The organism is Loktanella agnita (assembly GCF_046640325.1).
GTDB lineage: Bacteria > Pseudomonadota > Alphaproteobacteria > Rhodobacterales > Rhodobacteraceae > Yoonia > Yoonia agnita.
In genome coordinates, this window is the sequence record NZ_JBJMBF010000010.1 from 123,382 (window position 1) to 135,896 (window position 12,515).

The window sequence follows — 12,515 nt, forward strand, 5'->3', positions numbered from 1 at the left end:
TGGAGGGGACGAAGATGAACGAGCAGACCCTGATCCATGGCCACAAACCCGTCTCGCCCCCGACGGGTGTTCCCGTCTGGGATGTGGACCCCTTCAGCGTCGATGTTCTGACAGACCCTTATCCGTTCTTCGAGGAACTGCTGTCCGAAGGCCCGTTCGCCCATATCCCCAAGTACAGCATCCTGATTTGCGGCGGCTATGAGGTGACGCGGGAAGTGTTTTCTGATCATGACCGCTTTGTTTCGTCACGCGGTGTGGGGCTGAGCGATTTCAAGCTGGAAGAGCCGTGGCGCCCGCCCTCGATTGTCTTGGAAGTTGACCCGCCTGCACACACGCGCACCCGCCGTATCATCATGCGGGCCCTGTCTCCGGTCGTTGTGCGTAATTTGCGGGACGCCTTTCAGGCCGACGCGGTAGCGTTGGTCGAAGAGGTGCTGGCGAAAGGGGGCCCCATTGATGGGGTCGCAGATATTGCAGAGGTATTCCCGACCCGCGTGTTCCCCAAAGCGGTTGGCATCAAGCAGCCCGATACCCGCAAACTGGTGGATTACGGAGCGATGGTCTTCAACGCCATCGGGCCGGACAATGAGTTGCGTCGCCGCACGATGGCCAAGGCGCCCGAGATTGTGCCCTGGATCAACGCGGCCTGCCGCAAGGATGCCCTGACCGACGATGGCATTGGCGCGACCATCCACGCCGAGGTCGGAAATGATGGATTTACAGAAGCCGAAGCCGAGATGCTGGTCCGTTCGCTTTTGTCGGCTGGGGTGGATACGACCGTCACGGGGATCGGGAATGCACTGGCCTGTCTGGCCCAGAACCCGGATGAGTGGGTCAAGCTAAAGGCGGACCCCGAAAAACTTGCGCTTCCCGCCTTTGAGGAGACGCTGCGCTATACCTCACCGGTGCAGGCGTTTTGCCGGACGGCGAACCTCGATACTGAAGTCGCGGGCGTCAAGGTTGAGGAAGGGACCAAGATCCTCTGCGTTCTGGGGGCCGCCAACCGCGACCCGGCCCATTGGGATCAGCCGGACCGTTTTGACATCTCTCGCAAGACCGCAGGGCACCTTGCCTTGGGCGTTGGCGTTCACACCTGCGTCGGGCAGAACATCGCGCGGGCCGAGGGACAGGCCGTATTGCGTGCGCTGGCGGAGCGCGTAGATTGCATCGAGCTGACCGGGGATCCCGTTTGGCGACCCAACAACGGCATTCACGCGCTCGATCGCCTGCCGCTGCGATTGATACCCGCCTAGGAACACTGCTGTTATAAAGCAAAAGGGGCGCCAGATGTGTCTGGCGCCCCCTTCTTGAAAAACAAGCTAAAGCTTACTCGATCTCACCGATCTCACCGATCTCACGGCGCGCGTCTTCCATGGCCTGCCGCCACTGCGCAAGCAGCGCCTCGCCTTCCGGGGCGCGTTCGGCAAAGGATGCAAAGATCTCCTCGCCCAGCTCGGCGCGCATGGCTTCGAATTCCGCCGGGTCGATCTCGTTGATGGTATGCCCGTCCTGTTCCGCCACGAAGGCCAGAGATTCAGCTTCCCAGTCATCCACCTCGGCGCCCACTTCGCGGGTCTTGTCGCAACCGGAATTGGATTCCAGCACGGCTTTGGCCTCTTCGGGCAGAGCTTCAAAGCGGGCGCGGTCCATGAAAACCATGCCCGTTGCCCCGCCAAGCGGAACGCGCAGGTGATCTGTCGTCACTTCTTGCAGGTTGAAGGCGGGAAAGGCGGTGTACGTCATGAAGTTGCCGTCAGCCGTGCTGCGCTGGAGCGCCTGATACTGTTCGGGCAAGATGATCGACAGCGGCGTGCCGCCAAAGGCCGACACGATTTGTGATGCAGTCGGGCTGCCAACCATGATCTTTTTGCCTTCCAGATCACTCATGCTGGTGAGTGGCCCGCCGTTCAGGTGTGCGGAAGACTGCGGAAAAGGTACAAAGAACAACGGTTTGAAATTCGCCAGTTCTGCGTCGAATGCGCCAGCTTCGTACAACCGGCAGAACGCCAGAGAGCTGGCTTCGGCCGATCCTTCGATGAACGGAACGGTCGAAACCAGTGACCGTGGGAAGCGGCCGGGGTCGAACACCAGCATGCCGAAGGCGATCTGCACGACGTCGTCCTGCACTCGGTCCACGTAGTTCCCGCCATTCACCAGCATCTGGCCATGCCGAACTGCGATTTCGACGGCACCGTCCGATGTGGCATTGATCTGTTTCGCCCAAGGGGTCATGATCCGTTCGTTGATCGGGTGTATCACGACATTGCCGGTTCCGAAAACAAGGGACTCTGCCGCCGCTGCGGCCGGTGACAGTGCCGTGGCCGCGGCCAGACACAGGTTTGCTAACTTCCTACGCATTTTTTTCTCCTCCCAGACATTAAATATGGCCAGGCACGCGCCGTAGCCAAAGCCTTGCAAAAGGAATACCGGAACCGGTGGTGTTTCGGAATTAGATTAGTTGAATGCATTGTATTGATTTGATGAATGGAGATTGTGCAGGCAAAGCAGTGCCCTGTAAGTATTTCTATTTTCTATGGCTGACATTCCTCAATTCCGTTTTGGAAATGCTTTGAGCGCCACTAGTGTCTTACCAGAGCTTCCGGTGCTGTGTCGCAGATGCGGTTTTCCGGAGCTATCTTATTGGGAGGACATCATCATGAAGACGCTGATTGCAGCAACCGCCTTGGTCGCGGGCATTGCCTCGACTGCTTCCGCGCAAGACTACAAAATTACGGTAACGAACAATTCGGACACAATCATCGCACCGCTGATCGTGTTAGATGCCGTAGCTGCCGCACCAATTATGTTCGACGCGGAAGGAAACATGTCTGAGGCTTATGTGAACACCATTCTCGAAGGCGACCCGCGCCCGATGAACGGCACAATGCCCGAAGCTGTCGCAGGCCCCGTGCTTGGCACCTCTGGCGAACCGGGGGTTCTGCTGGCGCCGGGTGAGACCGCATCGGCGGACATGTTCATCTTTGCGAACACACTGCGGTTCTACGCCAAAGGTGGCTATGACGAAGGAGACTTGTTGATTTCGGGCGTATTTGACCTCTCGACCGGTGGCGGCACGATCTTGCTCAACCGCTATGACATCGGCAACGACGAGGGCACGAACGAGATGACGTTGGACGCCGAAGGCGTCGTGGAAGTGGTCATCACGCCCAACTGATCCTTAGAGACATCATAGATGAAAACGCCCACCGATTTGGCGGGCGTTTTGCTTTAGACGGTGATGTCGACCGTCGTTTGCTCGACGCCGTCCACGCGTTCAAAAACCATCGACACCGCGGCCGCCTCGGCGTCCGACAACCTGCCGAAGATGCGGTCCCGCCCATTGGCCGGATGACCATCGATATAGAATTGCGTCGTCAGCAGTTCCTCTGTGCCGTTGAACACCTTGACATGGATGTGCGGTGTCCTGCCCGGGTGAGTGACAGGCTTGATCGTGCGGAACTGATAGCGTCCGTCAGGGCCTGTGATGTCATGACCGAAACCCTGAAACGCTGCATCGAACTCAAGTGACTGGCGATCACCGCTGTGCATGTATTTACCGTTCATATCGCACTGCCAGATCTCGACCCGATGATCCGCAAGCGGTGCCCCGTCCGCATTCAGAACGCTGCCGTTCAACATCATGACGTCGCCGCCGGCTTTGTGAACCTGACCTATGATTTTGATGAGGTCGTTGTCGACATCCGTGCGGCGCATTGCGGGCGTTGGATAAAACGGGCCTTTCGTAGCGCTTGGCGTCGGTACCGCGGCCGCCGCAGGGTGTGCCACGGCCGTGAGGCCCAGTGCGCCCAGCACGCGGGCGAGAAAGGTTCTCCGAGAGGTGTTGGCTTTGGTCATGAAACAAGCTTCTAAAGGTTTGAGTTATGACTTATACGCGCGCGACGCAAATTTTTATTAAAGTAAGTCTCAAAGCCTCAGTAGGCCGCTAAATCCTGCCCGATCAAGAATTTCCCGTCGAAGATCGCGGCAACGCGGTCGACATAACCCTGCGCTGTGTCAGGCGTCGCGATGCCCGGCGGGAAGTGAACCGCCACGACCTCTTTCGCACTGGCTGACTTCGCCAAGTGGGCAAGGTCTTCTGCGTTGATATGATGTTTGGACAGATGGTTTTTTATCATCTCAATGCGGTCTTCGGGCATGCCTTGGTTCATCGCACGGATGCGGCCCATCGTGATGTCGAGGTCCATCATCTCGCCCACAATCAAATCAGCCCCTTGGCTGAGCGTCACCAGTGCGTCACACGGGCCAGTATCGCCGGTGAACACCACGCTACGGTCGTCGAGGTCGAAACGCAGCGACAGCGAATGATAACCGTCCTCACCGAACTGATCCTCGGTCCGGTAGTGGGTGTTCTCGCAGCAGGTCATCTTGAGACCATCGAGCGTGATTTCATCCCCCGGCGTGATTTCCGTGACCTCGACGAAGTCGCGCGGATGCGGCAACTGCTGGCCGGGCACACCAAAGCCGATGGCATTTGGCACATCACATGCAGCGCATAACCCGTCCACGATCGCTTGTGTTCCGGCCGGGCCATAGATGCACAGCGGCTCTCTGCGCTGTGTCATCATATTCAGGCCAAGGCAAGCATAGAGGCTCCCGATATGATCGAAATGATGATGGGTCAGGAAAATATGATGCACGTCGCGGTACTCAATCCCCGCCCGCTTGAGCTGACCCATCGCCCCTTCGCCGCAATCAATCAGGATCGGACGATCGCCATTCATCAGAACATGTGCAGGTTGCGCGCGCTGCGGATTCTGCATCGGTCCACCTGCTGTGCCAAGCGTAATAACGGAAGACGGAGAGTGCATGCTCTATTCCTAAGATTTAATGCGAACGGTTGTAGCGGCAAGCTTATTCGGATCTCATCCATCATGAAAATTGATTACTCTAATAGCTTGGATCGATTTTCTAAATTTTGTATGATTATCCTCCCGAGCGAGAACTTATTTCTCAATTTGACCTTAATCCCGCTACTTATTGTTCGAACGCGAGATCGATACCACTTGAGGCATCTGGTCGTATTTTTGTCGACTGGTGCCACCTCCGTCGACGAAACACCTAGGACTGAGTTGACCCTACAAGGCATGGGCTGTCCCATAAGAAAGCCTACGCGAGTTGGCGTATTGGTGGCATAGCGAATGTCCAGTCTGAAGGATCACACCGCACCAATCCTATACCGCTGCCACAGTTTACAACGGAACGGCCTTACTGCGCGAATGTCTCCTTTCAACCTTTGCGCCGTCATCCGAGTGTGGCCACTTTGGGCTCAAATCGGACCTTAGCGGCATTGCGTGTGAATGGCTGTTTCCGTCTGTCGAACATTTTCATTAAGTTAATGTCGTGATGCAGGCGTAATACTATCTGATGCCCCAGACCTGCGCCGTCCACGGTGTTGGTGTCACTTTCAGCCCGTTACCCGGTCATCTCAGGACTCATTTTGCGCGTCCCTCTCTGCGCGTTTGCGCAGCTCGGCGCGGATAATCTTGCCGGTGGTGGTCATTGGCATGTCGTGGATGAACCGCACCACGCGGGGGAATTCGTAAGCGGCGAGCCGGGTTTTGACGTGTGTTGCGATGTCATGTGCAAGCGCGTCGGATGGGGCGTGGCCTTTGGCCAATTCAATATAAGCGGCGACGATGGACCCTCGGATCGGATCGGGCTGGCCGACGACCCCGGCCAATTGCACGGCGGGGTGTGTCAGCAGGCAGTCTTCGATCTCGGCCGGGCCGATCCGGTAGCCGCCGGAGCTGATGATATCGTCATCGCGTCCGATGAACTGGATGCGGCCTGATGGGGTCTTGGCCCCTTTGTCACCTGTCAGCAGCCAGCCATCATTGCCGATCTGGATGAATTTTGCCGCCGTCGCGTCGGGCTTGTTCCAGTAGCGCAAGAACATCACCGGATCGGGCGCGCGCACGGCGATACTACCTTCCTCGGCGATGTCGCAGAGGGTGGCGGTATCTTCATTGATGATATCGACCGTATGGCCCGGCACGGCAAAGCCCATCACGCCGGGCTCTGCCGGTTCCAGCGCCGCGCAGGAGGACACGATCATATTGCATTCAGTCTGGCCGTAGAATTCGTTGATTGTCGTGCCAAAAACCTGCTGGCCCCAGGCGATTAGTTCTTTGCCTAAAGTCTCTCCGCCGCTGGCGACGGATCGGAGGGGGACGGGTTCATCGGGCGTCTTCAGCCGCATGAGTTTCAGCGCGGTGGGCGGCAGGAAAGCGTTGCGGATGCCTTGACTGCGGATCAGGTCAAAGGCGGCTTTGGCGGTGAATTTATCAAACCGACAGGCGACGACTGGCACGCCGTGGTGCAGGGCGGGCATCAGCACGTCGAGCAACCCGCCAATCCAAGCCCAGTCCGCAGGGGTCCAGATCCGGTCACCGGGTTGGGGGAAGAAATCATGGCTCATCTCGACGCCCGGCAGATGTCCCAGCAAGACACGATGGGCATGCAGTGCCCCTTTGGGTGCGCCAGTGGTGCCGGATGTGTAGATCAGGATCGCCGGATCATCGGGACGAGTGCGGATGGCGGTGAAATCTGACGATTGCGCGGCGCAGAGCGCGTGAAAATCCTTGGCGTGATCACTTGCCCCGTCGATGCTAAGCACCAGGTCAAACGCTGGAAGCAATTTGTGCAGCGTTGCGATCAGCGCCGCCCCCGCCGCATTGGTGATCACCGCCCTTGCCCCGGAATCCAATAGCCGATGCAAGAGCGCCTCGGGACCGAAGAGCGTGAAAAGCGGCAGTGAAATGCAGCCTGCTTTCAGGATCGCGATATGGGCGGCAGCGGTTTCGACGCATTGCGGCAGAAGAACCGCAACTCGGTCACCGGGCTGAAGCGTGCCGGTCAGCCCGTTAGCCAGCCGGTTTGCCATGTCGCGCAGGTCAGCAAAACTGTAGTGCACAGCCTGCCCATGCGGCCCCACGTCAATGATCGCCGGGCTGTCAGGCCGGGCTTGTGCAGGGCGGTCACAGATGTCGTAGCCGATGTTATAGCCGTCCGGGATATCCCAGCCAAACCCCGCACGGGTTGCGTCGATCGTGGATCGGTTTACCAGCATCAGGTATGAAAATGAACGTGTGTTCATTTTCTGTCAACGCGCAATCATTGGCCGATTCGTTACATTTTAACTATGAAATGCAACCTGTGCGAATGCGGAGGCTCCGATCAGCATCCTGTTGATTGTCATGAAGCGGCTATTTATCTGTTGGTGCATAAACATTACAAAAGCGTTAACAATCGCGTTAGTTCTACATGTTGATTGTTGCGTCACGCGTGCACGATATGTGGTACGGCGGAGGCGATGAAGTCCGAAAAGTTAACCTAATGTGAACGACACATTTTTGTTATGTTCACATAAATAAGCTTAGATAGCCAAGTGAGTATTGTTAGGCGGACATGTTGTTCGCTGTTGTGGTTAAGTGGTTTCACGGGGTGGTAAACAAGTGTTTGTTGAAGGATTGCGTTCGGCTGATGATATGACAGTCGAAACCGGGGGCGTACATGTTCTCCGGAATTTGTGCGAAAAGAAAAAGAATGTCGACAAGAAGTCAGAGACGCCGGCGCGCCCGGTTCTTTCGGAGAGATCGCATTGTGATCGGTTCCCAAAAGTCGATGATCTTCTCGACCGGCTTGCACAACATACTGACATTGACGAACACGGCAGCATGCGGCGCGTTTAAAGATACTGCCGCGCTACCGATACGGGCCATCAGAGCATCGCTGTGACATTGATGGTCAGGCAGGTCATATGCGCGGGACTTATCTGCATTCTTCCCGCTGTCGCGCAGTCGGATGTGCGCGAACTATCCCAAGCGGAACTGCGCAATGCCGTTTCACGTGATCAGACCATAGCCACCCGGCATTTAATCTCAGGTGTTGAGAGTTTTACCGGCGGGGACGTGGTCGAAATCCGCGCCTTTGCCGTAGACAATAAAGTGACCTATAGAATAATGGTCCGCCAGCCGCGTGGTCAGCTTGATCTTTTGATGGTCGATGGTGCAACCGGGTTCCAAGTCTTTGACAGTTCTGCCCTTGGGCAGGAAATAGAAGCATACGCAAGCCGGACCCCAAATCCCACAACGCAGTTGTCGTCCAACTCCATTATTCCGGGGGTTGTCGCAAATAATGCTGGTGGTAACCTCAATGGCAATGGCAATGGCAATGGCAATGGCAATGGCAATGGCAATGGCAATGGCAATGGCAATGGCAATGGCAATGGCAGGGGCGGCGGCAACAATGGCAACGGCGGCGGCAATAGCACTAGCAACAATGGGAACGGCGGTGGTAACAATGGTAATGGCGGTGGAAACGGCGGGGGCAAAAAGTAACTCCGCATAGCAGGACTCTCGTCCAAAAGTTGTCAAACTAATGACACGACGTATTTTTAATGGTGGTTTATGCGTATTCTCCTTGCCGAAGACGAGCATGTGCTCGCCGAACAAATCAAAGCTGTACTGACCGGCGAAGGTCGTGTGGTCGATCTTGCCCATGATGGAATAGATGCACAGTTTTTGGGTGAAACAGAGCCCTATGATCTGATTATCCTTGATATTGGCTTGCCGCAGCGGGACGGGCTGACCGTGCTGAAATACTGGCGCGCGCATGGGGTTGATACGCCGGTCCTGATTCTGACCGCACGCGATGGCTGGTCTGACCGTGTGGATGGATTGGATGCGGGGGGCGATGATTATCTGACCAAGCCATTCCACATGCCAGAGCTTTCAGCGCGTGTGCGCGCGATGATCCGCCGTCAGTCTGGCAAAGCCAGCCCCGTGTTCAAAAAAGGCGGCATCAGCTTTGATACCCGCACTAATCAAGTGATGGTGAATGGTATGCCTGCGAACCTGACGTCTCAGGAAATCGCGGTCCTGTCCTATCTGTTTCATAATTCCGATCGGCTGATATCGCGTGCCGAGTTGTCAGAGCACATCTACCATTATGACGGGGATCGCGATTCCAATACGATTGCGGTTTTCGTCAATCGGCTGCGCAAGAAGCTCGGCAATGATCTGATCGAAACTGTTAGGGGCCGCGGCTACGTGATCAAAGCCGCCGCATGAAGTCTTTGCGCGCCCGCGCTGTTGTCAGTGGGGTTTTATGGGCGATCCTAACGGCGATCATCGGGCTTTATGGCCTGGCGTCCTTTATGAACCAGCAGACCGAAAGGCGCTTTAACGAGCTGCTGATGAATCGTCACATACAGGTCGTTCTGGCGACGGCCAATCATGGATCATCCGTACAGGGGATTATGCTTGCGCTAGGCGATCCCGCCTATGCGCGCCCGTTTTCAGGGCAGTATTGGCAGGTGGCAGATCAGGAGGGGCGGATCAATGTGTCGCCCTCGCTTGTTGACGCGCTTCTGCCGCGACCCGAAACGCTGACGGGTGATGTTACTGTTTGGGATTTTACTGGTCCGGATGGTGAAATGCTGCGCGGAACGCGGGAATGGCTGACGTTCAACGATGGGGAGATGCTGCATGTGCAGGTTGCTTCTTCATTGGACAGCCTGCGCGAGGACAGGCAGAATCTGCGCAAAAACCTGATCATGGCATTTGGTCTGGTCACCGTGATTGCTGTGGCCGGTGCGCTGTTACAGATGACAACCGTGCTGCGCCCGCTGAATACATTGCGGGGTGATGTATCGACCCGGTGGGAGGATGAGGATGGGTTGTCACCAGAAGATTACCCAACCGAAGTCGCCCCATTGGTCGAAGATATCAACAACCTGCTGGATCGGAACCGCGAAATCGTTAGCCGGTCTCGCAGACAGGCAGCGGATCTGGCACATGCGGTCAAGACACCGTCAGCCATCGTCCGCAATGAGCTTGAACAGCTGCGCCAGCAAGGCCAGCCCGTGGGCGAGGCGATCAATGCGCTCGATCGTCTTGATGCGCAGCTAAAACGTTCCTTCGCGCGGATCCGTGCGGATGGCAGCGATGGGGCAGGCTGGGTGTTTACCGATGTCAGCATGGCACTTGGCCGGATGAACCGCGCCTTTGCCGCTTTGGCGCGCAATAGCGACAAAACAGTGACGGCGAATATCGCGGAAAATTTGCGCGCCCGTATTGATCAAAGCGATTTCGAAGAGGTCGTGGGCAATCTGCTGGATAATGCGCTGAAATGGGCCAATGCCCGGGTTCATCTGACGGCCTTGCGGGACGGTCAGACGGTCCAGATCGTTATCGAAGACGATGGTCCGGGCATTCCGGCGCGTGATCTGGGCATCGCGGTGTTGAGCGGGCAGCGGCTGGATACCTCTATACCGGGCACCGGTCTGGGCCTTACGATTGCCGCAGACCTTGCGCATGCCTATGGCGGGAAGGTGACCCTTGGGCCGTCACGGGAATTTCCCGGTCTTTGTGCGACGTTCCAATTGAAAGCGCCGGGTGCGTCATAGCAGGCTGCTTTTTGCCTGTCTGACATGGGCACTGGCCGATATCCACGTTTGGCGCTAGATCAAGCCCGCGAACAAGAGGCGGGACAATGCGCAAACTGACAATTTTAATCGTGGTTCTGGCGGCGCTATATGGCGGCTATTGGTTTGTTGGTGCGCGTGCGGTGGAAACGGGGTTGCGCGACGGGCTGGCGGATATGGCGCGCTCTGGCTGGCAGGTGGGTTATCGCGATCTGAATACCGTCGGATTTCCGTCACGCTTTGATACGACAGTGGATGAATTGGCGCTGACCACGCCGGATCGCCGTTTCAGCTTTGCCGGACCGTTCTTGCAGGTCTTCGCGCTAAGCTATCAGCCCAACCGGATCATTGCGGTATTGCCTGAGGCTTTTGATCTGGCGGTGGACGGGCAGGCCATTGCCGTCGAAAACGCCGATCTGCGTCTGAGCGCCGGGGTGCAGGCAAACACTGATGTGGCGCTGGACGCGGTGACGGTCGATACCCACGCGCTGAAGGTGGATGTGCAGGGCGCGGGGCAGATCGGGGTGGATCACTTGCTTGCAGCGTTGCGCGATACGCCGGATGCGGCCAATCGTTATGATATCTATCTGGGCGTTGATGAATTTTCGCTGCCAGAGCAGGTCTTGCGTGCACTCGATCCTGATGACCGGCTGTCTGGCACGATCACCCGGATCACGCTGGATGCTGGGGTGACATTGGACAAACAGTTGGACCGCCACGCGCTGGACGCCCGCCTGCCTGCGCCGGTGGTCGAGCAGGTCAACCTGAAGACATTGGCCATCGACTGGGATGGTATCTCTGTCGTTGCGTCGGGTGAGATCACGCTGGACGCGCTGGGCATCCCGGGCGGGCAGATTACCTTCAAAACCGCCGAATGGCGCGAGATTATCGACCTGCTGCAGCGCGCCGGGGTGATTGACGCAGGGCTGGCGCCGACGCTGACAAACGCGGTGCGGGCTATTGCGGCTGGTGATGATCAGCTTGAATTGCCCGTCAGCTTTCAGAACGGGTTTATGTCCGTGGGGCCGCTTCCGATTGGGCCGGCCCCCCGCTTCCGCTGATACCGCCGAACAACCCGGTCAATGCGCGGCGTACAAGCCCCGTGACCGATGGCCGCCGCACTGCGTGAAATGGCAGTGGGCGGCAGACCTCAATCGCGGCGACGCCGACCCGTGCGGTCAGGGCCCCGTTCACGATGCCCTCGCCAAAACGGCGGGACAGTTTCGCCAGAATGCTGCCACCGGCCACCGATCCAATCAGGTCATCACCCACCGCAACAGCACCCGTCGCCACGAGATGCGTCAGGACAGAGCGTGTCAGACGCCAACTGCCAAGCGTGCCGGCCCGCCCGCCGTACACCTCGGCAATGCGTCGGATCATGCGCAGGTTTGCGGTCAGCGCGGTGAACAGATCGGCCAGCGCAAGCGGCACGATGGCCGTCACCGTCGCCACCTGCCGCGCTGCTGCCTCGACCTCGTGCAGGGCGCGGGCGTCCAGTGGGGCAAGCAAAGTATGCTCGGCCAGTCCCAGCAGGCCATCGGCGTCCATAATGTCGTTCTGACTGGCCTGCATCCGGGCGCGGCCCCAGGCGGTGTCGGCCCGTGCCGCATAGAGATTTTCCAGTGCCGTGATGACCTTGCGGGCGGCTGTTAGGTCATGCGTCGTCAGCGCGGTGGCGGCCTGCCGCTGGATCGTGTCCAACCGGCGCAAGCGCCCAAAGGCGGCCAATTCCCGAAAGCCGATAACCAACAGCACAAGCAACAACAGCCCGATCAGTACGGTGGCAATCAGGCCCAGCACCGGGGACCGCGCCAGCAACCCGGTCACATAATCCCAAGCGGCAAGTGACGCGACAAAGCCAACTAAGGTCACACTGATCGTCCAGAACCAGCGGGCCAGCCGGGACGGGCGGCGCGTGGCCAGCGCCGCTACCTTTTGCATCGCCGCCTCTTGCCCGCTTGCGTCACTATCTGTGATCGCGGGGGCCTCTTCCGGTCTTGCCGTTTCTGCCTGATCGAGTTCGATCAGCACGGGTTTATTTGTCATCCGTGGCTCCGTTGTTCTGCGA

At 57.8% G+C, this 12,515-nt stretch carries 11 protein-coding genes; 5 read left to right on the top strand and 6 right to left on the bottom strand.

What is annotated here, in order from left to right; translation table 11 throughout:
* The first annotated feature begins 14 nt into the window (after positions 1-14).
* A complete protein-coding gene (locus ACJ5NV_RS12950; RefSeq protein ID WP_411644297.1) occupies positions 15-1,253 on the top strand; it encodes a cytochrome P450 in 1,239 nt (412 codons plus the stop codon).
* A gap of 73 nt (positions 1,254-1,326) precedes the next feature.
* Here ACJ5NV_RS12950 and ACJ5NV_RS12955 read toward each other — a convergent pair whose 3' ends face one another.
* Positions 1,327-2,358 (bottom strand): TRAP transporter substrate-binding protein, encoded by a 1,032-nt coding sequence (locus tag ACJ5NV_RS12955; RefSeq protein WP_411644299.1) that lies wholly within the window; start codon positions 2,356-2,358, stop codon positions 1,327-1,329.
* 298 nt (positions 2,359-2,656) lie between these two features.
* On the opposite strand from ACJ5NV_RS12955, the gene ACJ5NV_RS12960 reads away from it, so the two are divergent.
* The gene (locus ACJ5NV_RS12960) at positions 2,657-3,175 is read left to right on the top strand and encodes a hypothetical protein (RefSeq protein WP_411644300.1); all 519 of its coding nucleotides are present in this window, start codon (positions 2,657-2,659) and stop codon (positions 3,173-3,175) included.
* A 53-nt stretch (positions 3,176-3,228) separates the two neighbouring features.
* On the opposite strand, the gene ACJ5NV_RS12965 is transcribed toward ACJ5NV_RS12960, so the two are convergent.
* The 4 genes from ACJ5NV_RS12965 to ACJ5NV_RS12980 form a co-directional block, all read right to left on the bottom strand.
* A complete protein-coding gene (locus ACJ5NV_RS12965; protein ID WP_411644302.1) occupies positions 3,229-3,855 on the bottom strand; it encodes a dioxygenase family protein in 627 nt (208 codons plus the stop codon).
* Between the two features lie 77 nt (positions 3,856-3,932).
* The gene (locus ACJ5NV_RS12970; protein WP_411644303.1) at positions 3,933-4,781 is read right to left on the bottom strand and encodes an MBL fold metallo-hydrolase; all 849 of its coding nucleotides are present in this window, start codon (positions 4,779-4,781) and stop codon (positions 3,933-3,935) included.
* A gap of 665 nt (positions 4,782-5,446) precedes the next feature.
* Positions 5,447-7,090: an AMP-binding protein gene (locus tag ACJ5NV_RS12975; protein ID WP_411644368.1), complete on the bottom strand. Its 1,644-nt coding sequence runs from the start codon at positions 7,088-7,090 to the stop codon at positions 5,447-5,449.
* Positions 7,091-7,901: 811 nt separating this feature from the next.
* Positions 7,902-8,459 (bottom strand): hypothetical protein, encoded by a 558-nt coding sequence (locus tag ACJ5NV_RS12980; RefSeq protein WP_411644305.1) that lies wholly within the window; start codon positions 8,457-8,459, stop codon positions 7,902-7,904.
* Here ACJ5NV_RS12980 and ACJ5NV_RS12985 point away from each other — a divergent pair.
* The 3 genes from ACJ5NV_RS12985 (at position 8,430) to ACJ5NV_RS12995 (ending at position 11,508) form a co-directional block, all read left to right on the top strand.
* Positions 8,430-9,092 carry a response regulator transcription factor gene (locus ACJ5NV_RS12985; RefSeq protein WP_411644307.1) on the top strand — a complete coding sequence of 221 codons (663 nt, stop codon included), beginning with the start codon at positions 8,430-8,432 and terminating at the stop codon, positions 9,090-9,092. The genes ACJ5NV_RS12980 and ACJ5NV_RS12985 overlap by 30 nt on opposite strands.
* Positions 9,089-10,429, top strand: coding sequence for an ATP-binding protein (locus ACJ5NV_RS12990; RefSeq protein WP_411644309.1), 1,341 nt, complete (start codon positions 9,089-9,091; stop codon positions 10,427-10,429). Before ACJ5NV_RS12985 ends, ACJ5NV_RS12990 begins: the two co-directional genes overlap by 4 nt.
* An 86-nt stretch (positions 10,430-10,515) precedes the next feature.
* Entirely contained in the window at positions 10,516-11,508 is a 993-nt protein-coding gene (locus ACJ5NV_RS12995; protein ID WP_411644310.1) for a DUF2125 domain-containing protein, read from the top strand.
* On the opposite strand, the gene ACJ5NV_RS13000 is transcribed toward ACJ5NV_RS12995, so the two are convergent.
* A complete protein-coding gene (locus ACJ5NV_RS13000; protein ID WP_411644311.1) occupies positions 11,459-12,493 on the bottom strand; it encodes a YcjF family protein in 1,035 nt (344 codons plus the stop codon). The genes ACJ5NV_RS12995 and ACJ5NV_RS13000 overlap by 50 nt on opposite strands.
* Positions 12,494-12,515 lie beyond the last annotated feature (22 nt).